Source organism: Pantoea sp. EKM101V (assembly GCF_011800325.1).
In the GTDB taxonomy this organism is placed as follows: Bacteria; Pseudomonadota; Gammaproteobacteria; order Enterobacterales; family Enterobacteriaceae; genus Pantoea; species Pantoea anthophila.
The window spans coordinates 340,357-366,332 of sequence record NZ_JAALFP010000002.1 but is presented as its reverse complement, the minus strand read 5'-3'; the positions used below and the strand labels follow the sequence as shown (position 1 = coordinate 366,332).

Annotated in this window: 23 protein-coding genes; 16 read left to right on the top strand and 7 right to left on the bottom strand. The window is 61.7% G+C overall.

Annotated features, from left to right (window positions below):
- Positions 1–79: 79 nt before the first annotated feature.
- Together HFD92_RS05605 and idi are read left to right on the top strand one after the other, a co-directional pair.
- A complete protein-coding gene (locus HFD92_RS05605; RefSeq protein ID WP_046101475.1) occupies positions 80–1,975 on the top strand; it encodes a methyl-accepting chemotaxis protein in 1,896 nt (631 codons plus the stop codon).
- Between the two features lie 146 nt (positions 1,976–2,121).
- Positions 2,122–2,664 carry an isopentenyl-diphosphate Delta-isomerase gene (idi, locus tag HFD92_RS05600; RefSeq protein ID WP_009091282.1) on the top strand — a complete coding sequence of 181 codons (543 nt, stop codon included), beginning with the start codon at positions 2,122–2,124 and terminating at the stop codon, positions 2,662–2,664.
- 55 nt (positions 2,665–2,719) lie between these two features.
- Here idi and HFD92_RS05595 read toward each other — a convergent pair whose 3' ends face one another.
- A complete protein-coding gene (locus HFD92_RS05595; RefSeq protein ID WP_167428469.1) occupies positions 2,720–4,195 on the bottom strand; it encodes an MFS transporter in 1,476 nt (491 codons plus the stop codon).
- A 304-nt stretch (positions 4,196–4,499) separates the two neighbouring features.
- Here HFD92_RS05595 and HFD92_RS05590 point away from each other — a divergent pair, with 304 nt between their 5' ends.
- From HFD92_RS05590 to HFD92_RS05575, 4 genes are read left to right on the top strand one after another with little or no spacing between them, the layout of a single operon-like run.
- Entirely contained in the window at positions 4,500–5,411 is a 912-nt protein-coding gene (locus tag HFD92_RS05590) for an ABC transporter substrate-binding protein (protein ID WP_167428468.1), read from the top strand.
- Positions 5,412–5,414: 3 nt separating this feature from the next.
- On the top strand, positions 5,415–6,590 hold the full coding sequence (locus tag HFD92_RS05585) for an ABC transporter permease (RefSeq protein ID WP_167428467.1): 1,176 nt from the start codon (positions 5,415–5,417) through the stop codon (positions 6,588–6,590).
- Positions 6,583–7,530 (top strand): ABC transporter ATP-binding protein, encoded by a 948-nt coding sequence (locus tag HFD92_RS05580; RefSeq protein ID WP_046101478.1) that lies wholly within the window; start codon positions 6,583–6,585, stop codon positions 7,528–7,530. Before HFD92_RS05585 ends, HFD92_RS05580 begins: the two co-directional genes overlap by 8 nt.
- Positions 7,518–8,249 (top strand): ABC transporter permease, encoded by a 732-nt coding sequence (locus tag HFD92_RS05575; RefSeq protein WP_167428466.1) that lies wholly within the window; start codon positions 7,518–7,520, stop codon positions 8,247–8,249. Before HFD92_RS05580 ends, HFD92_RS05575 begins: the two co-directional genes overlap by 13 nt.
- Before the next feature lie 176 nt (positions 8,250–8,425).
- On the opposite strand, the gene HFD92_RS05570 is transcribed toward HFD92_RS05575, so the two are convergent.
- A complete protein-coding gene (locus HFD92_RS05570; RefSeq protein WP_009091268.1) occupies positions 8,426–9,160 on the bottom strand; it encodes a MerR family transcriptional regulator in 735 nt (244 codons plus the stop codon).
- 149 nt (positions 9,161–9,309) lie between these two features.
- Between HFD92_RS05570 and HFD92_RS05565 the strand changes: the two genes are divergently transcribed.
- From HFD92_RS05565 to ybiB, 4 genes are all read left to right on the top strand, one after another.
- On the top strand, positions 9,310–9,873 hold the full coding sequence (locus HFD92_RS05565) for a helix-turn-helix transcriptional regulator (RefSeq protein WP_111208963.1): 564 nt from the start codon (positions 9,310–9,312) through the stop codon (positions 9,871–9,873).
- Positions 9,870–10,388 carry a GNAT family N-acetyltransferase gene (locus HFD92_RS05560; protein WP_167428465.1) on the top strand — a complete coding sequence of 173 codons (519 nt, stop codon included), beginning with the start codon at positions 9,870–9,872 and terminating at the stop codon, positions 10,386–10,388. Before HFD92_RS05565 ends, HFD92_RS05560 begins: the two co-directional genes overlap by 4 nt.
- A gap of 151 nt (positions 10,389–10,539) precedes the next feature.
- Entirely contained in the window at positions 10,540–12,708 is a 2,169-nt protein-coding gene (gene dinG, locus HFD92_RS05555) for an ATP-dependent DNA helicase DinG (protein ID WP_058957717.1), read from the top strand.
- Positions 12,709–12,734: 26 nt separating this feature from the next.
- The gene (ybiB, locus tag HFD92_RS05550) at positions 12,735–13,703 is read left to right on the top strand and encodes a DNA-binding protein YbiB (RefSeq protein ID WP_111208965.1); all 969 of its coding nucleotides are present in this window, start codon (positions 12,735–12,737) and stop codon (positions 13,701–13,703) included.
- Between the two features lies 1 nt (position 13,704).
- Here the strand turns inward: ybiB and HFD92_RS05545 are convergent, their stop codons facing one another.
- The 3 genes from HFD92_RS05545 to hutH form a co-directional block, all read right to left on the bottom strand.
- Positions 13,705–14,862, bottom strand: a complete 1,158-nt coding sequence (locus HFD92_RS05545; RefSeq protein WP_167428464.1) for a M20 aminoacylase family protein — start codon at positions 14,860–14,862, stop codon at positions 13,705–13,707.
- Positions 14,863–15,065: 203 nt separating this feature from the next.
- The gene (hutU, locus tag HFD92_RS05540; RefSeq protein ID WP_167428463.1) at positions 15,066–16,751 is read right to left on the bottom strand and encodes a urocanate hydratase; all 1,686 of its coding nucleotides are present in this window, start codon (positions 16,749–16,751) and stop codon (positions 15,066–15,068) included.
- Between the two features lie 15 nt (positions 16,752–16,766).
- On the bottom strand, positions 16,767–18,317 hold the full coding sequence (gene hutH / locus HFD92_RS05535) for a histidine ammonia-lyase (protein WP_111208968.1): 1,551 nt from the start codon (positions 18,315–18,317) through the stop codon (positions 16,767–16,769).
- Between the two features lie 305 nt (positions 18,318–18,622).
- Between hutH and hutC the strand changes: the two genes are divergently transcribed.
- Positions 18,623–19,378: a histidine utilization repressor gene (gene hutC, locus HFD92_RS05530; protein ID WP_009091253.1), complete on the top strand. Its 756-nt coding sequence runs from the start codon at positions 18,623–18,625 to the stop codon at positions 19,376–19,378.
- On the opposite strand, the gene HFD92_RS05525 is transcribed toward hutC, so the two are convergent.
- Together HFD92_RS05525 and HFD92_RS05520 are read right to left on the bottom strand one after the other, a co-directional pair.
- Positions 19,362–19,904 (bottom strand): HutD family protein, encoded by a 543-nt coding sequence (locus tag HFD92_RS05525; RefSeq protein ID WP_167428462.1) that lies wholly within the window; start codon positions 19,902–19,904, stop codon positions 19,362–19,364. The genes hutC and HFD92_RS05525 overlap by 17 nt on opposite strands.
- Positions 19,901–21,256: a formimidoylglutamate deiminase gene (locus HFD92_RS05520; protein WP_167428461.1), complete on the bottom strand. Its 1,356-nt coding sequence runs from the start codon at positions 21,254–21,256 to the stop codon at positions 19,901–19,903. The genes HFD92_RS05525 and HFD92_RS05520 overlap by 4 nt, the downstream gene beginning before the upstream one ends.
- A gap of 81 nt (positions 21,257–21,337) precedes the next feature.
- Here HFD92_RS05520 and hutI point away from each other — a divergent pair, with 81 nt between their 5' ends.
- From hutI to HFD92_RS05495, 5 genes are all read left to right on the top strand, one after another.
- Positions 21,338–22,555, top strand: a complete 1,218-nt coding sequence (hutI, locus tag HFD92_RS05515; RefSeq protein WP_167428460.1) for an imidazolonepropionase — start codon at positions 21,338–21,340, stop codon at positions 22,553–22,555.
- Positions 22,552–23,340, top strand: a complete 789-nt coding sequence (gene hutG, locus HFD92_RS05510) for an N-formylglutamate deformylase (RefSeq protein ID WP_167428459.1) — start codon at positions 22,552–22,554, stop codon at positions 23,338–23,340. The genes hutI and hutG overlap by 4 nt, the downstream gene beginning before the upstream one ends.
- Positions 23,341–23,655: 315 nt before the next feature.
- A complete protein-coding gene (locus HFD92_RS05505; RefSeq protein ID WP_009091244.1) occupies positions 23,656–24,504 on the top strand; it encodes a transporter substrate-binding domain-containing protein in 849 nt (282 codons plus the stop codon).
- A 12-nt stretch (positions 24,505–24,516) separates the two neighbouring features.
- On the top strand, positions 24,517–25,236 hold the full coding sequence (locus HFD92_RS05500; protein WP_046101490.1) for an ABC transporter permease: 720 nt from the start codon (positions 24,517–24,519) through the stop codon (positions 25,234–25,236).
- 8 nt (positions 25,237–25,244) lie between these two features.
- Complete coding sequence (locus tag HFD92_RS05495) at positions 25,245–25,976, top strand: ABC transporter permease (protein ID WP_046101491.1); 732 nt, start codon at positions 25,245–25,247, stop codon at positions 25,974–25,976.

Below are 25,976 nucleotides of genomic sequence, written 5' to 3'. Positions count from 1 at the left end.
CGCTCACCTCAAGTTCCCCGTAAGCGAGCCGTTAACCCGGATCAGGCAATCGCGCCATACCAGGTTCAGGGGAACAAAGATGTTTAAAACAACACAATCCCGCTTTACCGCAACAATGATCGCGTTCTTTGTTGCGCTTTTACTCGTTACAGTTTGGGTCATCAATCAGTTTGTCGCACCGCAGCTGGTCGACAGCGAAAGCCGTCTGGTGCGTTATCAGGTCGATTCACTGGCCTCCGGTATCGTCGAGCAGATGAACCGCGTTCAGGCTCAGCAGCGTGCGATTACCGAAGCGGCCTCCGTCATGGACAGCGCCACCATCGACACCCTGTTACCGACGCTGGTTAACCAGTATCAGGACAGTAATGTCTTCGGCGGCGGTATCTGGCCGTTGCCAAATCGTCGCGATCCCGCCAAAGAGAAAAACAGCAGCTTCTTTGCCCGCAATGCCAGCAACGAACTGCAGGTCAATACCTACTGGAACTCCGATGCCGCCGACAAGTACTGGGAGCAACCCTGGTACAAGGATGGCCTGGCCGCCCCGAAAGGGCAGTGCGCCTGGGCAAAAGCCTATCAGGATGCCGCCAGCCCACAGCCGCGAACCAACTGTGCCATGGCGATCTACCGCAACGGCACCGTCTGGGGCGTGGCAACCATCGACGTGACGCTGGGATTCTTTAACCAGCTGGCGAAGCAGATGGGCGAAACCATTCAGGGCAACGTGCTGATCGTCGAAGCGGATGGCAAAGTTGTCGGTAACGGTGCGCTGGTGAATGCCGCGCCGAAGCTGGAGAACCTGGCCGATGTGCAGACACCGATGGCAGCGCCCCTGAAAGCGCTGCTGAGCGGGGCGGGCACCCAGCCACTGGAAACCACCTATGACAGCAGCGAAGGCGAGCAGACACTGTTTCTGCAGGCCATTCCCGGCAGCCCGTGGTTTCTCGCCAGTAGCCTGCCGACCAGCCTGCTGAAAGCGCAGTCGCACAACATGCTGACGCGTCTGGGCCTGGTGCAGATTCCGCTGGCGGTGATCCTGCTGCTGGTGTCGCTGGGCTTTGTCCGCGCCATGATGAAGCGTCTCAGCGTGCTGAACAGCAACATCGAAGCGCTGTCGACCGGCGGCGCGGACCTGACCCAGCGTCTCCCCGCCAGCAACAGCCCGGAGTTCAATGCCGTTGCACAGAGCTTTAATCAGTTCATCAGCTATCTGCAGGGGTTGATTCAGCAGGTGGGCGACAGCGCGCTGGCGATCACCGCCGCGTCGCGCGAGATCGCCAGCGGCAACGCCAATCTCTCTTCGCGCACTGAAGATCAGGCCAGCTCGATTGTGGAAACGGCGGCGTCGATGGAGCAGCTGACCGGCACCGTGCGTCAGAACGCCGATAACGCCACTCACGCCAACCAGCTGGCGGGCGATGCCTCGCAGGTTGCCGCACGCGGTTCAGAAGTGGTGCGTCAGGTCGTCACCACCATGGGCGAGATCCACCATTCGTCACGTAAAGTGGTCGACATCATCAGCGTGATCGACAGCATCGCGTTCCAGACCAATATCCTGGCGCTGAACGCCGCCGTCGAGGCAGCCCGTGCCGGTGAGCAGGGGCGTGGTTTTGCGGTGGTGGCGTCAGAAGTGCGTAACCTGGCGCAGCGCTCAGCCAATTCGGCGCGTGAGATTAAAAAGTTAATTGAAGAGTCCGTGGCGAACATTGATACCGGCAGCGCGCTGGTGGAGCAGGCGGGTCAGACGATGGATGAGCTGATGCAGGGCGTCAGCAGCGTAACGACGCTGATGAGTGAGATCATGTCAGCCAGCCGGGAACAGAGCATGGGGATCGAGCAGGTTAACGTGGCGATTACGCAGCTGGATGGCACTACCCAGCAGAACGCCGTGCTGGTCGAGCAGGTTTCCGCTGCGGCTCAGGCGATGGAGGCGCAGAGTACCCAGCTTGAGCAGGTGGTGCAGAGCTTCCGGCTGTAATTCTTCCTCAGGCCAGCGTTGCTGGCCTGATTTTCGTCTGGCGTCATCCGCTTACCTCCGCCCGATAAGGGTAAAAATTCCTTTCTGTTACGCCCAAACCGCGAATCTTGTGCCAGAATAGTTGAGAATAATCTCAAGGAAACGCCATGTCTGCTATTGAAGTTATCCTCGTTGACCACCTCGATCGTCCCACCGGCAAAATGGAAAAGCTGGAAGTGCATGAAAAAGGACTACTGCACCGCGCGGTGACGGTCTACGTCTTCAATTCCCGGCAGGAGCTGTTACTGCAGCGGCGCGCCAGCGATAAATATCACTGTGGTGGCTTGTGGAGTAATACCTGCTGCGGGCATCCGTATCCTCATGAATCGACCCGTGACGCCGCTGAACGCCGCCTGCGCGAAGAGATGGGCATGGTGGTGACGCTGACGCCGGTGTTTGAGCTGAGCTACAACCTGAAGCTGAGTAATGGCCTGACCGAGCATGAATATGGTCACGTCTTTTTTGCCGTCTGCGACAGCCTGCCGCAGCTCAATCCGCAGGAAGCGGACGCCTTCGATTATCGCCCGATGGCGTTGATTGAAGAGCAGATGCAGCAGCAGCCAGAGCAGTTCACGCCGTGGTTTTTGCATACCTTCCCGCGTATCCCGGACTATCTGGAGCAGTTTCCTTTCCCGGCCGTTACGGCATAAAAAAACCGCACTGAGGTGCGGTTTTCCTGCGCTCTGTCCACGCCCTCAGCGCGGATTATCGCGGCAGCTCAAAATCCTCTGCATCCACATCATAGCCCGATGGTTCCCAGCGGATGGCCAGCAGGGCCAGCAGTCCGGCCAGCGGGGCCAGCAAGATCACCCAGAACACGCCGGTGCCGAGCGCCGCAACCAGCACCGGGAACAGAAACAGTGAAACGGTCGAACTGCCGCGCATCAGCGTCTGATTGAAGCCGACGCCCACACCCCGCAGCGACGTGGGGTAGCTCAGTGACGCAAAGGTCATGGTGTGCGAGCCGGGCCCGAATCCCTGGCCAAACAGGAACAGCGCCAGCATCCCGATCGCGACAGCCGCTTCCTGCCCCCCTTCCGGGCGGCCAATCAGCGCCAGTCCGAGCAGCGCCACACACTGACAACTGTAACCCGCCACCGACATCTTCCAGGCACCCAGACGCGGCACCAGACGCACCGCCAGCAGCCCGCCCACAAAGGCGAACAGCAGATTCAGCGCCAGCGACACCAGAATCGTGGTCAGCATCGACTGGGCAAAAAAACTGGTGATGATCACCGGCAGGCCAAATGCGACGGCGTTATAAGCAAAGGATGAGGCGATAGAGGTAATGGTCGCCAGCAGCGTGCGGCGGCGATAGACGCCCTGCAGCAGCGCACCATAGTTGCGCCAGCTCGCCCTGCGCACCGGTGTAACCGGCGTCAGCGCGGCATCGGGTGCCACCTGCGCGTTGATATTCCATGCGCTGCGTAAGATCGCCGCCGCCCCTTTCAGGTCGCCCTGATTGGCCGCCCAGACCGGCGACTCACTCATGTAACGACTGCGGATAGCGATAATGACTATCGCCGGCACGGCTCCAAACCCCAGGATCAGCCGCCACAGCCAGTCGGTATGGCTCTCCGGCAATACCGCATAGAGCAGCAGCACCAGCAGATAGGAGATACTGATCGCCGCGTACCAGGTCGGGCACCACATCGCCACGCTGGCGGCTTTATTCCCCTTACCGCGCAGCTTCGAAAACTCCGCCAGGAAGGCCATCGCCACCGGCAGATCGATGCCGACACCCAGGCCCATCACAAAGCGCGCTGCCCCCAGCACATACTCATTGGGAGCAAAAGCACAGGCGATAGCCGCGACGACGAAAAAGAACATATCGGCCATAAAGACCCGATAGCGGCCAATCTTATCGGTGAGGTAGCCGCCGAGCAGTGCACCCACGATCGCCCCGAAGGTAATCGCGGAGGCGATCATGCCGGTGCCGGTCGGCGTAAGATGAAATTCGCGCGTCACATCTTTGATGCCAAAAGCCAGCGCACCCAGATCGTAGGCGTCAAGAAACACGCCTCCCAGCGCAATCGCCACCACGATGCGGGCATTATTGCGGGCGCTGTCGCCGCTGTTCACTAAACGGGAGACGTCAGCGGCGCTGCGAATCCATTGCGTTTCCCCGGCGGGCGAACGCCCGGCAGTCGCCACATGGGCAGAAGAAGTCAGGTCGGACATGATGTTATGCGTCTTTTATTATAAAAACAGATTTTCGAGAATAGCCGTTTAGACGCCCAGACGTAAATTCATTTGAGTTATATAAAATTATTTTATAATCTCAAATCGTTATCAGCTTGCGAGAAAGTCAGCGGCATCACCGCCGCGCCAGGCTACGCTTTTAAGGCAGAGAATTTACCGCTTCGCGCCCTGCCAGCATCGACTCACAAAGCAGGAGAGCAGTCTGATCGCTCAGGCGCACCATTGACGCCTCGCGAAAACATCACGCTATAACAACACGCGATAATGCGATAAGGAAAAGGTCATGGTCAGAATTCGGGGTTGGATCGGCGTCAGCGCCTTACTGCTCAGCATCGGGGTAGCACAGGCAGCCGATCCGGTGCGGGTCGGCTCAAAAATTGATACGGAAGGCTCGCTGCTGGGAAATGTGATTCTTCAGGTGCTGGAAAAGCATGGCGTGAAAACCGTGAATAAAATCCAGCTCGGCACCACTCAGGTGGTGCGTGGCGCGATCACGGTGGGCGAACTGGATATCTATCCGGAATATACCGGCAACGGCGCATTTTTCTTTAACGATGAAAAAGACAGCGCCTGGAAGAATGCCGCCCAGGGCTATGAAAAAGTGAAAAAGCTCGATGCGGAGAAAAACCATCTGGTCTGGCTGACACCGGCACCGGCTAACAACACCTGGACCATCGCTGTGCGAAAAGATCTGGCCGAAAAGAATCAGCTTACCTCTCTGGCCGACCTCAGTGCCTGGCTGAAAAAGGGCGGGACCTTCAAACTGGCGGCGTCGGCAGAGTTTATTGAACGCAGCGACGCCTTACCCGCCTTTGAAAAAGCCTACGGATTTAACCTCACGCAGGATCAGCTGCTGTCGCTGGCTGGCGGCGATACCGCGGTGACCATCAGCGCGGCGGCACAGCAGACCTCCGGGGTGAACGCGGCGATGGCGTATGGCACCGACGGGCCGGTGGCGGCGCTGGGTCTGCAGACGCTCAGCGATCCGAAAGGCGTTCAGCCGATTTACGCCCCGACACCGGTGATCCGCGAATCGGTTCTGAAAGCGTACCCACAGATTGCGGAATGGCTGAAGCCGGTATTCAGCGCGCTGGACGAGAAGACGCTGCAACAGCTCAACGCGAAAATCGCCGTGGACGGTCAGGATGCCAGCAGCGTCGCGACCGAATGGCTGCAGCAGAAGAAGTTGCTGTAACCGATGGTGTTATCGCGGGAAGCGATACGTCGCCCGCTGCAGCAGCCGGTGGCCCTGCTGCTGCTGACGCTGCTGAGCCTGGCGCTGGCGGCGCTGCCGTTTCTTAACTTCGCCCCGAACCGGCTGGTGGCCGGGGAACCGCTGATGGGATCGCACATCAGCTGGTTCGGGCTGCTGCTTGTGCCGCTGCTGACGCTCTGGCTGCTGTTATGGCGGCCGCCGACGCGGGTAAACCTGGCGCTGGCGCTGCTGGCCGCGCAGCTGATGCTGGCCGCGATCCTCTGGCTCAGTGGTCATCAGGCCACGCTGCTCAGCCAGCAGGGCAGTCGTCTGGCACGCACCAGCTTTGCCAGCGGCCTGTGGTGCAGCGGCGCGCTGCTCCTGCTGCTGATCACCGATCGGGTACGGCAGATCACCCGTCACCGGCTGGCTCAGCTGCTGCTCAATCTGCAGGTCTGGCTGCTGCCTCTGCTGCTGCTCTTCAGCGGTCAGCTCAGCGACCTCTCCCTGCTGAAAGAGTATGCCAACCGCCATGCGGTGTTTGATGCCGCACTGGGACGCCATCTCACGTTGCTGGCCGGCACGGTGCTGCCAGCGTTACTGATAGCGCTGCCGCTGGGGGTCCTGCTGTTCCGGCGGCCAGGCTGGCAGAGCGGCGTCTTTGGCGTGCTGAATGTGATCCAGACGGTGCCGTCGGTGGCGTTGTTTGGCCTGCTGATTGCGCCACTGGCCGGACTGGCAAATCACTTTCCGTGGCTCGGGGCCTGGGGCATCAGCGGCATCGGCATGGCCCCGGCGCTGATCGCCCTGGTGCTTTACGCCCTGCTGCCGCTGGTACGCAGCGTGGTGGTGGGGCTGCAGCAGGTGCCACACGAGGTGCGCGAAAGCGCGCGCGGCACGGGGATGAGCGGCTGGCAGCAGTTTGTCGCGGTCGATGTGCCGCTGGCGCTGCCGGTCTGGCTGGCGGGTCTGCGGGTAGTGGTGGTACAGACGCTGGGCATGGCGGTGGTCGCCGCGCTGATTGGGGCAGGCGGCTTTGGTGCGATTATTTTTCAGGGCCTGTTAAGCAGCGCGCTCGATCTGGTGCTGCTGGGGGTGATCCCGGTGATCGCGCTGGCGGTGGCGATAGATGCGCTGTTCCGCCTGCTGATCTCACTGCTGGAGAGAAAAGATGATTGAGTTCAGGGGCGTTTCCCGCGCCTTTAACGGCAAAACGGCGGTAAAAGATCTGTCGTTACAGGTAGCGGAAGGGGAGTTCTGCGTGCTGCTCGGCACCTCCGGCTCCGGTAAATCAACCACCCTCAAGATGATCAACCGGCTGGTGGAGTTCGACAGCGGTGACATCCGCTTTGCCGGTGAGTCAATTCGCCAGCTGAATGCCCGCACGCTGCGGCGCCGCATGGGCTATGCCATCCAGTCGATCGGGCTGTTTCCGCACTGGACGGTGCAGAAGAATATCGCCACGGTGCCCGAACTGCTGGGCTGGCCCCGCGCGCAGATCAACGAACGCATCACGGCGCTGCTGGCGCTGCTGAATCTGGACGCACAGCTGCTGAAGCGCTATCCGCATCAGCTCTCCGGCGGGCAGCAGCAGCGGGTCGGCGTGGCGCGAGCGCTGGCCGCCGATCCGGAGGTGCTGCTGATGGATGAGCCGTTCGGGGCGCTCGATCCGGTAACGCGGGGCGCGCTGCAGCAGGAGATGCTGCGTATCCACCGGCTGTCGGGGCGTACCATCGTGCTGGTGACCCATGACATCGACGAGGCGCTGACCCTGGCGGACCGCATTGTACTGATGGATAACGGCGGGATTGTTCAGCAGGGCAGGCCGGTGGAGCTGCTGACCCGGCCAGAAAATGATTTTGTCCGCGACTTCTTTGGTCGCACGGAAATGGGGGTAAGACTGCTGTCGCTGGAGCACGCCGGGGATGCCGTCCGGCGCGGCGAGTGGCTGACGGGCGAACCCATCGCCGCGACGCTGACGCTGCGTGACGCCCTGTCGCAGTTTATCACCCGGCGTACCGATAAACTGCCGGTGGTCGACGATCAGCAGCAGCCGCTGGGCGTGCTGCACTTTAGCGATCTGCTGCAACTGCGCGAGGGATTAGCATGCGCTGGCTGAAAGATCCGCTGCTGTGGCTGGTGCTGCTCTACGGCGCGCTGCTGGCCCTGATGCCCTACAGCTGGCCGCTGTTTCACACATGGTTTCCCGACCTGGCGCGGCCACTCTATCAGCAGGAGAGCTTCTGGCAGCTGACGCTGGCGCATCTGCTGCTGGTGATCACGGCCAGCCTGCTGGCGATCGTTCTGGGCATCGGCAGCGGCGTGCTGGTCACGCGGCGCGCCGGTCGCGCCTTCCGGCCGCTGATGGAGACGATCGTGGCGGCGGGGCAGACGATTCCGCCGGTGGCCGTGCTGGCGATTGCCGTGCCGGTGATGGGCTTTGGGACCTGGCCCGCCGTCGTTGCGCTGCTGCTCTATGGGTTACTGCCGATTTTACAGGGCACGCTGGCCGGACTCGACAGCGTGCCCGCCAGCAGCCGGGAGATCGCCACCGGGCTGGGTATGAGCCCCTGGCAGCGGCTGTGGCAGATCGAGCTGGCGCTGGCTGCGCCGGTGATCATCGCCGGAATACGCACCTCGGTGATCATTAATATCGGCACCGCCGCCATCGCCTCGACGGTCGGGGCGAAAAGTCTGGGGTCACCGGTGATTATCGGCTTAAGCGGTTTTAATACGGCGTATGTGATTCAGGGGGCGTTGCTGGTGGCGCTGCTGGCTATCGTCAGCGACCGCCTGTTTGAGCGCCTGCAACGCTGGCTTAGCGTGAGTGAACGATGAGAGAGTATCCGACCAGCATCAGTCCGCTGGTGCCGCCGACGGCCATGATAAAAAAGAGCGTGGCGAAAAAGGCTTTTTTGCAGTTCATGGAGAAAACCTGAGCGTGTTAACAGTGAGGCGGGGATAATAGCGCGCGCGAGGCAGCAGGCAAAGCGCCCGGCGTGCGTTTTTTGTTATCAGGCGGGTTCGTGCAACCGCACGGAATAGCCCTGCTCCTGCCAGTGTGACAGCTGTTCCTGCTGGCGACGAGTCAGTTTTTTACCGGTAAAGACAAACATGTTCATGCCGGGAAAGAGTTCAGGACGCGGCACGTCCAGCGGTTCGGCCAGTACATCAATCCGCCAGCCGTGCTGCGACAGACGCCAGCCCTCCAGCCAGATGCGGGTGCGATCCTCGATACCCCAGCCGATGATCAGCGCATCCTTGCCCGATTTTTTGCGGCTGCCCGTCAGGCAGAACGCGACATAGTCGATCAGCAGACCATCCAGCAGGCTGCACATCGTGCGGGCGGTGTTCTGGTCCAGACTCAGCTTCTGGCGCACCGGCATAAAAACGTGGTCGATCAGCGCATCAATCGGATGCTCGCGGCCAATCGCGGCAATTTTGTTACGAAGTTTTGCGGGTCTGACGTGGCGCAGCACGCTGATCAGCTCATCCTGCAGGGTTGTCCAGCCATCATGGGCATCCACGTCGCCCCCTTCCAGCAGTGCCTTGACTTTACCGACCGGCACGCCGCTTTCAATCCAGCGCATGATCTCTTCGATGCGCTGTACATCTTCTTCATCAAACTGACGATGCCCGCCTTCGGTGCGCTGTGGCTTCAGCAAGCCATAACGACGCTGCCAGGCGCGCAGGGTGACTGGGTTTATGCCACAGCGCTCGGCGACGTCACCGATACTGTATAAGGTCATAAATGCCTCTTTCGATTGGTCTGAGTGCGATTACCATAACGAAGCCAGTTAAGTTGTACAATACATTTCGCAATGTACAACTTGACTGATACGCCTGTTTCCAGCTATATCTCATTTAAGAGAATATTTCCCTTATATGAGAAAATACCATGCCGGAGCTGAATACGGAGCAACGACTGGCGGTAAGGCTGGCAGAATTACGCCTGCAACGCGGCTGGTCACTGGATGAACTTTCTGTCGCCACCGGCATCAGTCGCGCGTCATTATCGCGCATTGAGCGAAGCGAGACCAGCCCTACTGCCGCATTGCTTAACCGGCTGTGTGCCGCCTACGGATTAACCATGTCTCGCCTGCTGAGTGAGGTTGAGGAGTCGTCGAGTCTGCTGGTGCCTTATGATCAGCAACCGGTCTGGCATGACTCGTCCAGCGGTTTTATCCGCCGCAATGTTTCACCGCCCGCACTTCATTTTAGATGCGAACTGGTAGAGGGCAAATTACGGCCTGGTGCACGCATTGAATATGATGCGCCACCCATCCAGGGACTGGAGCAACATATCCTGCTTCAGGCAGGCGGCCTGACCGTATCGGTGGCCGAACAGCAGTGGACGCTGAAGCCCGGTGACTGTTTACGTTTTCACCTCACCGGAAAATCGGCTTTCGAGGCGCATCTGACCGAAGGCGCACACTATCTGCTGGCGGTGGCAAAACCATGATCGATTATCAAAGGCTTTCACCTGAACAGGCACAACAGGAGATCGATGGGCTGACGGCAGTGCTTCAGGCCTGCGTGGCCGATGGCGCCAGTGTCGGATTCGTGGATGCCGCCGATGTGGCGGTGATGACGCGCTTCTGGCAGCAGCGGGTAGCCAGTCTGACCAGCGGGGAGAGTGAACTGCTGGTGGCGCGTCTGCACAACCGGATTGTGGCGACGGTGATCCTCAGTCGCAGCGCGATGCCGAACGGCCGCCATCGGGCCGACGTCAGCAAGCTGCTGGTGCATCCGCAGGCGCGGCGTCAGGGGATTGCCCGCGAACTGATGCAGCGCGCTGAGCAGCTGGCCCGCGGGCAGGGAAAAACGCTGCTGGTGCTGGATACCCGCAGCGGTGACGTTGCCAGCGATCTCTATCGCTCGCTGGGCTGGCAGGTGGCAGGGTCGATCCCCTTTTATGCCGAGTCGACGGCGGGCGTGCTGGATGCCACTACCTATATGTATAAGGTGCTGGCGTAGCCTGCTTCCGCGCCGGACGACCCGGCGCTGAACGCCTCCACGCTATCCGCTGAAATTTCCGACGGCGCACGAAAAATTCAGCACGAAAGCTGACGCCGCCGGGATACTGTGTAAAAATACAGGCCATTTTTTCGGTGTGGTAACGCAACTCATGGCCCTGACAGCCGCAGTAAAAAGCCAGATAGCGCAGTGGTATAAAGCGCTTTCGCAGCAGGTGCCTGATTTCATTCCGCGTGCGCCGCAGCGTCAGATGATCGCCGAAGTGGCAAAATGTCTGGCTGGCGACGATGCGCGCCACCTGGCGGTGGAAGCGCCGACCGGCGTGGGCAAAACGCTCTCCTATCTTATTCCCGGCATCGCGGCCAGCCGCGCCCAGGAAAAACGGCTGGTGATCAGCACCGCCAACGTGGCGCTGCAGGATCAGATCTTCACCAAAGATCTGCCGCTGCTCAAAAAAATCATTCCCGATCTGACCTTTACTGCCGCCTTTGGACGCAGACGCTATGTCTGTCCGCGCAATCTGGCCGCGCTGGCAGCCGATGACGATCAGCAGGGCGATCTGCTGCTCTATCTGGACGACGACGCCGTCAGCAGCACCAAAGAGGAGCAGACGCAGTGTGGCCGCCTGCAGAAGTCACTGGATCGCTATCAGTGGGATGGCCTGCGCGATCACAGCGAGGAGAACGTCAGCGACAGCCTGTGGCAGCGGCTCTCCACCGACAAGGCGAGCTGCCTGGGCGCGCACTGCCGCTGGTATCGTGAATGCCCCTTTTTTGTCGCGCGCCGTGAGATTGAGCAGGTGGATGTGGTGGTGGCGAACCATGCGCTGGTGATGGCCGCGATGGAGAATGAGTCGGTACTGCCGCCCGCTAAAAACCTGATGCTGGTGCTGGATGAGGGGCATCATTTGCCGGAAGTGGCCCGCGATGCGCTGGAGATGAGCGCCGACATCACGCCGGGCTGGAGCAGCCTGCAGCTCGATCTCTTTATCCGGCTGGTCGACGGCATCATGACCCAGATGCGGCCGAAGTCGCCGCCGCCGCTGGCAAACCCGGAAAGGCTGAAAGCGCACTGCGATGAGCTGCGCGAACTGCTTACGGTGACCGCCCAGGCGCTGAATCCGCTGCTGCCGCCCCATAACCAGCCGGGCGAATATCGCTTTGTGCTCGGGGCGCTGCCGCAGGAGTTACTCGACCTCTGCGCCCGGCTGTTTAAACTCAGTGACGCGCTGCGCGGGCTGAGTGAAGGCCTGATCAATGCGCTGAGCGAGCAGACGGGCAAGGTCGACGTGGTGCGGCTGCACCGTAATCTGCTGCAGCTCAATCGCCAGTTTGGCTGGTTCGAATCGATCAGTAAACTGTGGCGGCTGGCGGCAATGGAGAAAGCCTCCGGCGCGCCGGTTTCAAAATGGATCACCCGCGAGCTGCGCGAAGGGCAGGCGCACCTGCTGTTTCACTGCGCCGGTATCCGCGTCAGCGATCAGCTGGAGAAGATGCTGTGGCGCAAAATCCCGCATGTGGTGGTCACCTCCGCCACGCTGCGTTCGCTCAACAGCTTCAACCGCCTGCAGGAGATGTCGGGACTGAGCGAAAAAGCGGGCGACCGCTTTGTGGCGCTCGACTCCCCGTTCAACCACGTCGGGCAGGGCAAGCTGGTCATCCCGCAGATGCGCTATGAACCCCTGATGTCGCATGAGGCGGAGCATATCGCCGAGATGGCCGGTTTCTTCCGCCAGCAGATGAAAGAGAAAAAGCACAAAGGGGTGCTGGTGCTGTTTGCCAGCAACCGGGCGATGCAGCAGTTTGTCACCGCGCTGCCCGATCTGCGGCTGTCGATGCTGGTACAGGGCGATCAGCCGCGCAGCCGCCTGGTCGATCTGCACCGGCAGCGGGTTGCTAAAGGCGAAACCAGTATTCTGATTGGCCTGCAATCCTTCGCTGAAGGCCTGGATCTGAAAGGCGATCTGCTGAGTCAGGTGCATATTCACAAAATCGCTTTTCCCCCGGTAGACAGTCCGGTAATTTTGACCGAAGGCGAGTGGCTGAAAAGCCTGAAGCGCTATCCGTTTGAGGTGCAGAGTCTGCCCAGCGCCTCATTTACCCTGATTCAGCAGGTCGGACGCCTGATTCGCAGCCATCAATGCTATGGCGAGATCGTGATTTATGACCGCCGGCTGCTGAGCAAAGCTTACGGCAGCCGGCTGCTGGCGGCGCTGCCCGTCTTCCCGATTGAGCAGCCGGAAGCGCCCGAGCCGGAAGCGATACCGGCCGCCGTTGTGCCCAAAACCAGCGTGCGAAAACGACGTCCCACGCGGCGCTGAGCCGCGCACTTAACCGGAAGCGAGTGATGGAACTGAATAAAATTATTAAAGAGATTGGTCGCGGTAAAAATCATGCCCGCGATATCGATTTTGAGAGTGCCGTGGCGCTCTACAGCGCGATGCTGGCGGGCGAGGTGCCCGATCTGGAACTGGGCGGTATCCTGATTGCGCTGCGCATCAAAGGCGAAGGCGAAGCGGAGATGCGCGGCTTTTATCAGGCGATGCAGGCGCAGATGATGCCGCTGCGTGCGCCGGAAAACCGGCCCATGCCGATCGTGATCCCCAGCTACAACGGTGCCCGTCGTCAGGGCAACCTGACGCCTCTGCTGGCGCTGCTGCTGGTAAAATTCGGCTTTCCGGTGCTGGTGCATGGCGTCAGCGACGACGCGACGCGCATTACCAGCGAGGCGGTGTTTGCCGCGCTCGGCATCGCACCGGTCACCACGGCAGAGGCGGCGCAGGCCAGACTGGATCAGGGCGAGCTGGCTTTTATCACCATCGATCACCTCTGCCCGCCGATGGCGAAGCAGCTGTCTCTGCGCTGGCGAATGGGCGTGCGTAACAGTGCGCACACGCTGGCAAAACTGGCGACCCCGTTTGCGGAGCGGGCGGCGCTGCGTCTGTCGAGCGTCTCGCATCCGGAGTATGTGCCGCGTGTGGCGAAATTCTTCAGCGACATCGATGCGCCAGCCCTGTTGCTTAATGGCACCGAAGGGGAAGTGTATGCGAATCCGCAGCGCTGCCCGGCGATCAGCATGATTCAGGGCGCGGGAGCCGAAACCGAAGTCTGGGTGGAGCGTCAGCCAGAAGTGGCCGTTGAGCTGCCGGCAGATAAAACGGCAGAGGTGACGGCGCGCTGGATTGAGGAGGTGCTGAATCAGCAGCGCCCGCTGCCCGCATCGCTGCGGCTGCAGATCGCCTGCTGCCTGCGCGCCAGCGGTCAGTGCGATTCACTGGCGGCGGCGGAGGAGCAGATCCGCGCCGCCGGTTACTGACTCAGGATTGCGGCAGGGCCTGTTCCACCAGATCCTGCCAGAAACGAATGCCAATCGGCAGCAGCGCGTCGTTGAAATCATAGCGGGCGTTGTGCAGCGGCGCAGAGGGGGTTTCTCCATCTGCGCCCAGCCAGAAGTAAGCGCCAGGGCAGGCTTCCAGCATGCAGGCAAAATCTTCCGACGCCATCGACGGATTTACCTGCCAGTGAACCTGTCCGGCACCCAGCGTCGCCAGCGCCACCTTGTGCACCTGCTCAGCGGGCAGCGCATGGTTAGCGGTCACCGGATAGCCCGGCAACCAGTGCACCTCACCGCTGACGCCAAACGGACGCGGCAGAGTCGCCACAAACTCATCAATCAGTCCGCGCACCTTATCGCGCACGCTGGTCTGCAGACAGCGCACCGTGCCGCGCAGCACGATCTGCTCGGGGATAACGTTAATCGCCTCGCCACCGTGGATCTGGGTCACGCTCACCACCGCCGAGGCGAGCGGTGACAGGCGACGCGACGGGATCGTCTGCAGCGCCAGAATCAGCTCGGCGGCGACCACCATCGGATCGGCTCCGCTTTCCGGCATCGCCGCGTGGCAGCTTTTGCCGTGCAGGGTGATTTCAAACGAGTCCAGCGACGCCATCATGGCGCCGGGATTCACCGCCAGTGACCCCAGCGGCAGCCCCGGCCAGTTATGCATCGCGTAGATGGCATCCATCGGGAAGCGCTGGAACAGTCCCTCTTCCACCATTCTGCGTGCGCCACCGAGGTTCTCCTCGGCAGGCTGAAAGATGAAATGCACTGTGCCGCTGAACTGGCGCGTCGCGGCCAGCTGGCGGGCAGCGGCCAGCAGCGTGGCGCTGTGACCATCGTGGCCGCAGGCGTGCATCACGCCCGGTGTGACAGAGCGCCACGCCGCTTCCCCTTTCTCCGTGATCGGCAGCGCATCCATGTCCGCCCGCAGGCCAATGACCGGGCCAGGACCATTCTCCAGCGTGCCGATGACCCCGGTGCCCGCCAGGCCACGAAACACCTGCAATCCCGCCCGGGCTAACTCCTCCGCGATAAACTGGCTGGTTTGCTGTTCCTGGTAACCTAATTCGGGGTGGCGATGAAACTCACGGCGCCAGCGCAGGGCATCTTCTAGCAGGGCAGGGGAAAGGGTCATGCAGAGTCGCGCTCCATACAGAATGAGAAGATTTCACTTTAGAGGTCGTCTGGCGCGGCGTCTATCGCCGTCAGGCTTAAATCGGGCTATAGGCTAAATCAAAATGGAATAAGTAATAAGGAAGTGATGTCAGCGGCCTGCCGCCGGGTGCGAAGCGTGAGGTTGAAAGCCGGGGCAGGCTGCGGCCTGCCCCGGTCAGGGTGTTACTTCTGCATGGGCAGGTTCAGGTCGTGCTCTGCGGCGCACTGCTGCGCCAGCTCATACCCGGCGTCGGCATGACGCATCACTCCGGTCGCCGGATCGTTCCATAACACCCGACCCAGACGCGCATCCGCCTCTTTGCTGCCGTCACAGACAATCACCACACCCGAGTGCTGAGAGAAGCCCATACCCACGCCGCCGCCATGATGCAGGCTGACCCAGGTCGCGCCGCCTGCGGTGTTCAGCAGCGCATTCAGCAGCGGCCAGTCAGAGACCGCATCAGAGCCATCTTTCATCGCCTCGGTTTCGCGGTTCGGTGAGGCGACCGAACCACAGTCGAGATGGTCGCGGCCAATCACCACCGGCGCTTTCAGCTCGCCGTTGCGCACCATTTCGTTGAATGCCAGGCCGGCCAGATGCCGTTCACCCAGCCCCAGCCAGCAGATACGGGCAGGCAGTCCCTGGAAGGCGATGCGCTCCTGCGCCATATCGAGCCAGCGATGCAGCGTTTTGTGATGCGGGAACAGCTCTTTGAGTCGGGCGTCGGTCTTATAGATATCTTCCGGGTCGCCTGACAGCGCCACCCAGCGGAAGGGGCCTTTGCCTTCACAGAACAGCGGACGGATATAGGCGGGCACAAAGCCGGGAAAATCGAAGGCGTTGCTGACACCCTCATCCAGCGCCACCTGGCGGATATTGTTGCCGTAATCCACGGTCGGAATGCCCATATGACAGAAGTCGAGCATCGCCTGGACGTGGACCGCCATTGAGGCGCGCGCCGCTTTCTCTACCGCTTTCGGCTGGGAAACACGCTCCCGCTCCCAGCGCGCCAGATCCCAGCCAATCGGCAGATAGCCATTGATCGGGTCGTGCGCCGAGGTCTGATCGGTCACGATATCCGGCTTCGGCCCGCCCGCCCTGGCGCGTTTTACCAGCTCCGGCAGAATCTCAGCGGCATTGCCCAGCAGACCGACAGAAATCGCTTTTTTCGCGGCGGTGGCGTCGCTGATCAACGCCAGCGCCTCATCCAGCGTGGTGGCTTTGTAGTCGACGTAGCGGGTGCGCAGACGGAAATCGATGCGCGACTCCTGGCACTCAATCGCCAGCACACAGGCGCCAGCCAGCACCCCGGCCAGCGGCTGCGCGCCGCCCATGCCGCCCAGTCCGGCGGTGAGGATCCAGCGTCCGCTCAGGTCGCTGTTGTAGTGCTGACGTCCCGCCTCGACAAAGGTTTCGTAGGTGCCCTGCACGATGCCCTGCGCACCGATATAGATCCAGGAGCCTGCCGTCATCTGGCCGTACATCATCAGGCCCGCTTTATCCAGCTCATGGAAGTGATCCCAGTTTGCCCAGTGCGGCACCAGGTTGGAGTTCGCCAGCAGCACGCGCGGCGCGTCGGCGTGGGTGCGGAAGACACCGACCGGCTTGCCGCTCTGGATCAGCAGGGTTTCGTCCGGCTGCAGAAGCTGCAGGGAACGCAGGATCTGCTCGAAGCATTCCCAGTTGCGTGCCGCCTTTCCGATGCCGCCGTAAACCACCAGATCTTCCGGCCGCTCGGCCACATCGGGGTCGAGGTTGTTCTGAATCATGCGGTAAGCCGCTTCAATCAGCCAGTTAGCGCAGTGCAGCGTAGTGCCGTGTGGCGCACGAATCTCACGTGCCACAGCCTGAGAAAGAGTTTCGCTCATTACAGATTCCTTAATTCAAGAAGTGGAGCGCATGCTCGGCAGCAGCGCGGTCAATGCCTGAGGCCAGTCAGCGCGACTCGCCCACTGACGCATGGCGTCGATATCGGGTGCCAGCAGGCGATCTTCCTCCAGGAAGGCCACCTGCTGACGGATCTCATCTAACGCCTGCTCAATCAGCGCAGAACTTTTCAGCGGCCGGTTAAACTCAATACCCTGCGCGGCAGCCATCGCCTCGATGCCCACCACGGCGGCGCTGTTAAAGCACATGCTGCCGAGACGACGCGCAGCGTAGGTCGCCATGGAGACGTGATCTTCCTGGTTTGCAGAGGTGGGGAGGCTATCGACGCTGCCCGGATGGGCCAGCGACTTGTTCTCAGAGGCCAGCGCAGCGGCGGTGACCTGGGCGATCATGAAGCCGGAGTTCACGCCGCCGTCACGCACCAGGAAGGGCGGCAGACCGGATAAGCCGCTGTCCAGCAGCAGCGCCAGCCGCCGTTCAGAGATAGCGCCCACTTCGGCAATCGCCAGCGCCAGGATGTCAGCGGCAAAGGCCACCGGCTCGGCATGGAAGTTGCCGCCGGAGATCACCTCACCGCTGTCGCTGAACACCAGCGGATTGTCCGAGGCAGCGTTCGCTTCGATTTCCAGAATCCGCGCCGCGTGGCGGATATTGTCCAGGCAGGCACCCATCACCTGCGGCACGCAGCGGATGGAGTAGGGGTCCTGCACGCGGCCACAGTGGGTGTGGGACTGCAGAATTTCACTTCCTTCGATCAGGCTGCTGACGGCGGCCGCGACCGCAATCTGGCCCTGCTGGCCCCGCGCCTGATGAATACGGGCGTCGAACGGTTTCAGGGAGCCTTTAATCGCCTCCAGCGACAGTGCACCGGCCATCAGCCCGGCGGCAAACAGATTCTCCCCTTCAAACAGGCCGCGCAGCGCCAGCGCGGTCGAAACCTGGGTGCCATTGAGCAGCGCCAGCCCCTCTTTCGGCCCGAGCACAAAGGGCGACAGGCCCACGCTTGCCAGTCCCTCTGTTGCCGGAATCAGCGCGCCATCGACCCGCACCTGGCCTTCGCCCAGCAGCATCAGCGACATGTGCGCCAGCGGCGCGAGATCGCCAGAGGCTCCGACCGATCCTTTTTCCGGAATGCAGGGCATCACACCGGCATTAAACAGCGCCAGCAGCGCCTCCACCAGTTCGATCCGCACGCCGGAGTGACCGCGGGCCAGGCTGACGATTTTAGTGGCGACCACCAGACGGGTGACATTGTCGGGCAGCAGATCCCCCAGCCCGACGCTGTGAGACAGCACCAGATTGCGTTGCAGATCGGCCAGACGGCTGGCCGGAATTTGCGTCTGCGCCAGCTTGCCAAAGCCGGTGTTAATGCCATACACCACGTTGCCGGAGGCGACGATCGCCTCCACGGTCTGCTGCGCCGTTGCAATCGCCTGACGCGCGCTGTCATCGAGGCTCAGCGTCACGTGACCCTGATAGATGGCGCGTAAGGTGGCGAGGTCTACCTCACCTGGCACCAGGCGCAATGCCTGAGACGAACCTGACATAGTCTACTCCTGTCTATACAAGTGTGCTGGCACGGCTGAGCGGTTTTTCCTGCTCTGAACCAGCGGGATAATGCGAGTGAAGCATAAGTGTCTATTCTTGTCTATACAAGTAGCAAGGGGCGTGCCAGGCCGATCACAAAAATGGAATGCCTGCCTGCTGCGGGTGGGTGAGGAAACGAAGGCGGAGGCTGCACCATCAGGAGGCGGGCGCTGCACCAGCGGGGCACAGCGCGCCGGACTGGATGTATATACATTCACGCGGTGAGACAGTAAACTGAAGGCACTATCAGGAAAAGGAACAGCAAATGGTCGAGCATACGGCACTGGCACAACTGGCGGCGGCGATGAGCGATGAGCCCGCCCCGATTTATCAGCGGGTGAAGCAGGCGATCATCAGCCAGATCCGCGAAGGAATGTGGAAAGCGAATCAGCGTGTGCCGTCAGAAAGTGAACTGGTTAATGAGCTGGGCGTCAGCCGCATGACCATCAACCGGGCGCTGCGTGAACTGACCAGCGAAGGCTTTCTGGTCCGGATGCAGGGCGTCGGCACCTTTGTGGCCGAGATGAAAGGCTACACCGCCATGCTGGAGGTGCATAACATCGCCGATGAGATCGCCCAGCGCGGTCATCAGCACAGCTGTAAAATTCTCGCCATCGGCCAGAACAAAGCCGATCCCGAACAGGCGGCGGTGCTGGGACTGACCACCGGGCAGACGCTCTATCATTCGCTGATTGTGCACTACGAAAACGATCTGCCGGTACAGCTGGAGGACAGGCTGGTCAATCCGCTGGTCGCCCCCGATTATCTGGCGCAGGATTATCAGCAGATGACCCCGTATACCTATCTGATGCGGGTTGCGCCGCTGACGGCGGGCGAGCACATTGTCGAGGCGGTGCTGCCCGATGTGCGTCAGCGCAAACATCTGTCGCTGGATGAGCACGAACCCTGCCTGCTGATCCGCCGTCAGACCTGGAGCGACAACAAAATCGTGACCTACGCGCGGCTGCTCTATCCCGGCTCACGTTACAAACTGCTGGGCCGCTTCAGGGGACACGGCTAAGCCTGGTAAACAGCAGCCGGGCGTCCCGGCTGTCGGGCATGAAACTGCACGCCTCATCGACCCACCATGCGCCCTGTCGGGCGGTCAGCTGTTTCCCGTCATCGCTCCGCCACGCGCCTGCCAGCACCCAGGCAACCCCGTGCAGGCTGCTGACGGGGGCGGTAACCACCTCAACCGTGGCCTGCCACTGCTCCCGCCGCGTCATAATGTTAAAGTCTTCACTGATGCTGCCCTGCAACTGCGCGGTCAGGGCCAGTTCGCCGGCAAATGACCAGGGCTGCTGCGGCATTAACCGATGCGCTGCGCCCGGCGCGGTAAGCAGGACCGGGTCGCCCTGCAGCAGGGTGATGATCCGATCGATGCCCGGAAAGGCTGAGAAGGGGCCATCCTGCGCCAGGGTGGCAATGCTGGCGCGCCAGCCAAAGGATTCCGCACCGGGCGGAAAGCTGACAATTTCGCGGGTTTCGCCACCGCCATTACGCCAGCGGCTGACCGCCAGGTCAGCGTAAGAGAAGCGGGCGATCATTGCAGTGCCGCCATGGCCTGACGGAAGCGTCTGGCACACGCCGCCTGATGGGGATGCTCGCCATCGACGATCACCGCCTTACCCGCTACATAGACGTCCCGAATCTGATCGCGCTGACCGGCAAACAGCCAGCGGTTCAGCAGCGCCTGAGATTCCACGCTGCCGAGCCACGCCTCATCGCGCAGCACCAGCCAGTCGGCGCGCTGCCCCACCGCCAGCGTTCCCTGCTGAATGCCGCACGCCTGCGCACCGCCCGCCGCCGCCTGCTGCCACAGCAGATCGCCGACCGACGGCTGGTCGGGCAGGGTAATGCGGTTGCGGCGCTGATCGCGCAGTCGCTGCGCATACTCCAGCCAGCGCAGCTCTTCCTGGGCGCTGAGCGAGACATGGCTGTCGGAGCCGATGCCCCAGCGTCCCCCCTGCGCGATATACTCCACCGCCGGAAAAATGCCGTCACCGAGATTCGCTTCGGTGGTGGGGCAGAGACCGGCAACCGCACCGCTGCGGGCAAGGCGCGTCAGCTCGCTCTCATCCAGATGAGTGGCGTGGATCAGGCACCAGCGTGCATCCACGGCAAAACGGTTCAGCAGCCAGCTCACCGGGCGTTCGCCGCTCCACGCCAGCGAGTCATTCACCTCTTTCTGCTGCTCCGCCACATGGATATGCACCGGCAGCGTCGGATCGCTCTCCGCCAGCACCGTCTCCATCTGACTTTCACTGACGGCCCGCAGCGAATGAAAACAGAGGCCGCGGTTCAGCAGAGGCCGCTGCTGCTGCCACGCATCCAGTCGCGCCTGCTGTTGCAGATAACGATCGGTCTGCTGAATAAAGCGTTTCTGCCCGGCAGCCGGAGGCTGGCTGCCAAAGCCGCTGTAGCTGTAGAGCACCGGCAGCAGCGTCTGGCCGATACCGGCCAGTTCGGCGGCGTCGATCAGCTGCTGCAGCATGGCGTCATCTGCATAGGGCGCGCCGCTGGGATCGTGATGCAGATAGTGAAACTCCGCGACCTGGGTGTAACCCCCTTTCAGCATCTCAATGTAGAGCAGGGCGGCGATGTCGCCCGCCTGCTGCGGCGTCAGGCGCTGCACCATGCGGTACATCCGGTCACGCCACGTCCAGAAGCTGTCCTGCGGATCGCCCGCCACTTCCGCCAGACCGGCCATGGCGCGCTGAAAGGCGTGCGAATGCAGATTAGCGATCGCCGGGATCACCTCGCCGTTGAGCAGCACCGCCTGGTCGGCGTGGCTCTCCGGGGTAAGAGCGTCGATAAAACCGGCCTGATTGACCGTGATACGTACCTGCTGCTGCCAGCCCTCCGCCAGCAGTGCGCGCGGGGCAAAAAAAGTCGCCATGGTTGATCCTCGTCGGATGTAGTTGTATATACATATACATACTTTATGACACAGTGTAAACGGTGGAGGCACGAGGCAGCGATGGCGGAAGAGATGCAGGTAGAGACGGTCTGGACCGGGGCGGATCTGGTCACCATGCGGGACGGAAAGTACCACCTGATACCTGAGGGGGCGATGGCGGTGCGGGCGGGTAAGCTGGTGTGGGTCGGCCCGGCGGCTGAGATGCCCGCCTTCGTCGCCGCGCGGCATCATCATCTGCCGGGCGGTATCGTGACGCCGGGACTGGTGGACTGCCATACCCATCTGGTGTTTGGCGGTGACCGCAGTCAGGAGTTTGAACAGCGCCTGAATGGCGTCAGCTATGCCGACATTGCCGCACAGGGCGGCGGCATCCTCTCGACGGTACGGGCGACCCGCGCCGCCACAGAGGAGGCGCTGGTGGCCTCGGCGCGCTGGCGGCTCGACCGCCTGCTGGCAGAGGGGGTCACCACGGTGGAGATCAAGTCCGGCTACGGGCTGGATGAGGAGAGCGAACTGCGGATGCTGCGCGCGATTCGTCAGCTGGGGCAGAGCGTGGCCGCCGATGTCCGTGCCACCTGCCTGGCCGCCCACGCCTTTCCGCCGGAGTTTAAGCATGACCCGGAGGGCTGGGTCGACATCATCTGCGAACGGCTGCTGCCGCAGGTGCAGGCGCTGGGACTGGCGGATGCGGTAGACGCCTTCTGTGAACATCTCGCCTTTTCACCGCAGCAGGTCGCGCGGGTGTTTGATCGGGCGGTGGCGCTCGGTCTGCCGGTGAAGCTGCACGCGGAGCAGCTCTCATCGCTGGGGGGAGCGGCCCTGGCGGCCCGTTACGGTGCCCTTTCTGCCGACCACCTTGAATACGCCACCGAGGAGGATGCGAAAGCGATGGCGGCACACGGCACCGTGGCGGTGCTGCTGCCGGGCGCTTTCTATCTGCTGCGGGAAACCCGGCGTCCCCCGGTGGATCTCTTCCGGCAGTACGGGGTGCCGATGGCGCTGGCCAGCGATGCCAATCCCGGCACCTCACCGGCGCTGTCGCTGCGTCTGATGCTCAACATGGGCTGCACCCTGTTCGGCATGACCCCGGAAGAGGCGCTGGCGGGCGTGACCCTGTGGGGCGCAAAAGCGCTGGGGCTGGCTGACAGCCACGGCTCGCTGGAGGCGGGAAAAGTGGCGAACTTTGTTCACTGGCCGCTGGCCCGTCCGGCGGAACTGGTTTACTGGCTGGGCGGTGAGCTGCCCTGTACCGTTATCTATCGTGGAGAACCCCAATGAATCCCTTCATATTTACCCGGGGCAGCCTGCCGCTGCTGGTCAGTATTCCCCATGCCGGCACTGAACTGACGCCCGAGGTGGACGCCGGACTGAGCGACGCCGCGCGCGGATTACCGGACACCGACTGGCACATCCCGCTGCTCTATGATTTCGTGCGCGACCTCGGAGCCAGTGTGTTAATCGGGCGTTACTCGCGGTTCGTGGTCGATCTGAATCGTCCGCCCGATAATCAGCCACTTTACACCACCGCCACCACCGGTCTGTTCCCGGAAACCCTGTTCGACGGCACCCCGACTTTCCTGCCAGGCAAAACGCCCGATGCGGCTCAGCGTCAGGGCTACATCGACCAGATCTGGCAGCCTTACCACCAGCAGATCCAGCAGGAGCTGGCGCGGCTTAAATCAGAGCACGGCTATGCACTGCTGTTTGATGCACACTCCATCGCCAGTGAAATTCCCCGCCTGTTTGAGGGCCGCCTGCCCGATATCAACCTTGGCACCAATGACGGTGCCAGCTGCAGCCCGGCGATGAGCGCGGCGCTGGAGGCTGTCTGCGCCGCGCAGCGCGACTACAGCTGGGTGATCAACGGACGTTTTAAAGGCGGTTACATTACCCGCGCCTATGGTCAGCCGCAGCAGCAGACTCAGGCCGTCCAGCTGGAGCTGGCGCAGCTGAACTACATGGATGAAACCCCGCCTTACGCCTGGCAGCAGGCGCGCGCCGCGCAGTTGCAAAAAACGCTGAAAGCACTGATCCACGCCATGCTGGCGGAGGGCAAAACCTGATAATCCCACCACGGCGATGCGCCACTCCGGTGCATCGTCGCGCTGAACCGGTGCAGGCGGGTGCAGGCCGCCTGACTGCACGGCGCTCCCGGCCGCCTTTTTCCCTTTTGCAGAGCTGGCATAACCTTTGCTTGGTTGTATGTACAACTACTGCTGCGTCTCCATCACACCATAAATTCTGTCTGGCTCACAAAACAGTAAAGCCGGGAATGAACTGCGCCGCGTTAGCTTGTATATACATGACATATCATCCTGTGAAATTTATGTTAAATCTCGTCAGGGCGATCACCAGGCCGCTACTTTCAGGAGAACCGTATGACGCACCCACTGACTCTTCGTCGTTTATGTCTCACGACCCTGGTTTCCTCTCTGCTGCTCTGTGGCGTCAGCGCCCAGGCGAAAGAGTGGAAGTCGATCACCATTGCCACCGAAGGCAGTTATGAACCCTGGAACCTGACGCTGCCAGGCGGCAAGCTCGGCGGCTTTGAACCGGAACTGATGGCGAATCTCTGCCAGCGTATGGCGATTCAGTGCAGGCTGGTGGTGCAGAACTGGGATGGCATGATCGCCGGGCTTAATGCCGGAAAATATGACGTGATCATGGATGCGATTGTGATTACCCCGGAACGAAAGAAAGTGGTCAGCTTCACCCTGCCTTACGCCTCGACGCCTGCCACCTTCATCACCCTGAAAGGGAGCCTGCTGCCTGCCGACAGCCAGATTATCAAGCTGACCGACGACGCAAAAACCGTGGAGCCGGCCATAGCAGGTCTGAAAGCGGCGCTGAAGGGCAAAACGATCGGTATCGCCTCCGGCACGGTTTACACCCCCTTTATCGACAAATATTTCAAAGAGGTGGCCGATGTCCGTGAATACACCAGCTCGGCCGACGCCATCCTCGACCTGCAGGCGGGGCGGATTGATGCGGTGTTTGACGACGTGACCTTCGCGCAGTCGATGCTGGCGCGGCCCGAGAACCGCAATCTCAGCTTCAGCGGCCCGCAGCTGGGCGGCCCGATCTGGGGTGAGGGAGAGGCGCTGGGCGTGCGCATGGCGGATAACGATCTGAAAGCCCGGCTGGATGAGGCGATCAAAGCCGCACTGGCCGATGGCACAGTGAAAAAGCTGAGCGAGAAGTGGTTCAAAACGGATGTCACACCCTGAGTGAGGTAACTGATGATAAGCCTGCTGAGTTTTGGCCCGGACGGCTGGGGACGGCTGATTCTGAGTGCCGCGCTGACCACGCTGCTGCTGTCGTTTGCCGCGCTGGTGGTGGGGGCGGTGGTCGGATCGGGCGTTGCCGCCGCGAAGTTATCTCCCCACCGGCCGGTTCGCTGGCTGGGGGAGGGATACTCGGTGATCTTTCGCGGCATTCCTGAGCTGCTGGTGATCTACCTGTTCTACTTCGGGGGATCGGGGCTGATCACGCAGATCGGCCAGCTGTTTGGTGCCGACGGATTTATCGAAGCGCCGCCGTTTCTGATCGGGGCGCTGGCCATCGGGCTTATCTCCGGCTCTTATCAGGCGGAAGTCTATCGCGCCGCACGGCTGGCGCTGGCGAAAGGGGAGATCGAAGCGGCGGTCGCGATTGGCATGCCCCGCTGGCGCATCCGGCAACGCATCCTGCTGCCGCAGGTGGCGCGCTATGCGCTGCCGGGTTTATCAAACGTCTGGCAGATGAGCCTGAAAGATTCGGCGCTGGTGTCGGTCACCGGCATCGTCGAGCTGATGCGGGCGAGCCAGATTGCCGCCGGTTCGACCCGTGACTACTTCGCCTTTTATCTGGTGGGCGGAGGCTGCTATCTGCTGCTGACGCTGCTGTCCAACCGTGCCTTCCTGCGCGCTGAATCCCGTCTGGGGCGCGCCTGGCAAAGCCGCACCGCTGCACAGCATTAGGGGGATTGATGATCGATTTTGCGTTTCTCACAGACACCTTCCTGAAACTCAGCGCCGCGCTGCCGGTGACGCTCGGTCTGTTTATCAGCGCCTTTCTGTGCGGTGGCGTGCTGGCGACAGGGATTCTGGCGCTGCGCATGAGCCGCTGGCGGCTGCTCAGCGGCTTTGCCCGCGGCTACATTCTGGTGTTTCGCGGTTCGCCGCTGATGATCCAGCTGTTCCTGATCTACTACGGTCTGGGGCAGTTTGGCGTGATCCGCCACAGCCTCCTCTGGCCATTTCTGCGTGAGCCGTTCACCTGTGCGGTGCTCGCGCTCTCGCTCTGCACCGCCGCCTACACCGCAGAGATCCTGCGCGGGGCGCTGCTGGCGGTGCCGCCAGGCCAGGTCGAGGCGGGGCTGGCGTGTGGGATGTCACGCGGGCTGCTGCTGCGGCGCATTATCGCGCCGGTCATGCTGCGTTACGCGCTGCCTGCCTACTCTACCGAAGCGATTCTGCTGGTGAAATCGACCGCGCTCGCCAGTCTGGTGACGGTGTGGGATGTCACCGGGGTGGCGCAGCAGATCATCCAGCGCACCTACCGCACCATGGAGGTCTTTCTCTGTGCGGCGGCAATCTACCTGATCCTTAATTTCATCATTGTGCAACTCTATGCCCTGCTGGAGCGGCGTCTGACGCCGGTGCACAAACCGGAAAAAAAGCCGTTACCGTCCGCTAAGCCGATCCCCGGAGGAGAGTAA

Excerpts from the sequence above, each read along its gene's own strand:
- HFD92_RS05605 (WP_046101475.1), top strand. The coding sequence starts at position 80 with ATGTTTAAAACAACACAATCCCGCTTTACCGCAACAATGATCGCGTTC.
- idi (WP_009091282.1), top strand. The coding sequence starts at position 2,122 with ATGTCTGCTATTGAAGTTATCCTCGTTGACCACCTCGATCGTCCCACC.
- HFD92_RS05595 (WP_167428469.1), bottom strand. The coding sequence starts at position 4,195 with ATGTCCGACCTGACTTCTTCTGCCCATGTGGCGACTGCCGGGCGTTCG.
- HFD92_RS05590 (WP_167428468.1), top strand. The coding sequence starts at position 4,500 with ATGGTCAGAATTCGGGGTTGGATCGGCGTCAGCGCCTTACTGCTCAGC.
- HFD92_RS05585 (WP_167428467.1), top strand. The coding sequence starts at position 5,415 with ATGGTGTTATCGCGGGAAGCGATACGTCGCCCGCTGCAGCAGCCGGTG.
- HFD92_RS05580 (WP_046101478.1), top strand. The coding sequence starts at position 6,583 with ATGATTGAGTTCAGGGGCGTTTCCCGCGCCTTTAACGGCAAAACGGCG.
- HFD92_RS05575 (WP_167428466.1), top strand. The coding sequence starts at position 7,518 with ATGCGCTGGCTGAAAGATCCGCTGCTGTGGCTGGTGCTGCTCTACGGC.
- HFD92_RS05570 (WP_009091268.1), bottom strand. The coding sequence starts at position 9,160 with ATGACCTTATACAGTATCGGTGACGTCGCCGAGCGCTGTGGCATAAAC.
- HFD92_RS05565 (WP_111208963.1), top strand. The coding sequence starts at position 9,310 with ATGCCGGAGCTGAATACGGAGCAACGACTGGCGGTAAGGCTGGCAGAA.
- HFD92_RS05560 (WP_167428465.1), top strand. The coding sequence starts at position 9,870 with ATGATCGATTATCAAAGGCTTTCACCTGAACAGGCACAACAGGAGATC.
- dinG (WP_058957717.1), top strand. The coding sequence starts at position 10,540 with ATGGCCCTGACAGCCGCAGTAAAAAGCCAGATAGCGCAGTGGTATAAA.
- ybiB (WP_111208965.1), top strand. The coding sequence starts at position 12,735 with ATGGAACTGAATAAAATTATTAAAGAGATTGGTCGCGGTAAAAATCAT.
- HFD92_RS05545 (WP_167428464.1), bottom strand. The coding sequence starts at position 14,862 with ATGACCCTTTCCCCTGCCCTGCTAGAAGATGCCCTGCGCTGGCGCCGT.
- hutU (WP_167428463.1), bottom strand. The coding sequence starts at position 16,751 with ATGAGCGAAACTCTTTCTCAGGCTGTGGCACGTGAGATTCGTGCGCCA.
- hutH (WP_111208968.1), bottom strand. The coding sequence starts at position 18,317 with ATGTCAGGTTCGTCTCAGGCATTGCGCCTGGTGCCAGGTGAGGTAGAC.
- hutC (WP_009091253.1), top strand. The coding sequence starts at position 18,623 with ATGGTCGAGCATACGGCACTGGCACAACTGGCGGCGGCGATGAGCGAT.
- HFD92_RS05525 (WP_167428462.1), bottom strand. The coding sequence starts at position 19,904 with ATGATCGCCCGCTTCTCTTACGCTGACCTGGCGGTCAGCCGCTGGCGT.
- HFD92_RS05520 (WP_167428461.1), bottom strand. The coding sequence starts at position 21,256 with ATGGCGACTTTTTTTGCCCCGCGCGCACTGCTGGCGGAGGGCTGGCAG.
- hutI (WP_167428460.1), top strand. The coding sequence starts at position 21,338 with ATGGCGGAAGAGATGCAGGTAGAGACGGTCTGGACCGGGGCGGATCTG.
- hutG (WP_167428459.1), top strand. The coding sequence starts at position 22,552 with ATGAATCCCTTCATATTTACCCGGGGCAGCCTGCCGCTGCTGGTCAGT.
- HFD92_RS05505 (WP_009091244.1), top strand. The coding sequence starts at position 23,656 with ATGACGCACCCACTGACTCTTCGTCGTTTATGTCTCACGACCCTGGTT.
- HFD92_RS05500 (WP_046101490.1), top strand. The coding sequence starts at position 24,517 with ATGATAAGCCTGCTGAGTTTTGGCCCGGACGGCTGGGGACGGCTGATT.
- HFD92_RS05495 (WP_046101491.1), top strand. The coding sequence starts at position 25,245 with ATGATCGATTTTGCGTTTCTCACAGACACCTTCCTGAAACTCAGCGCC.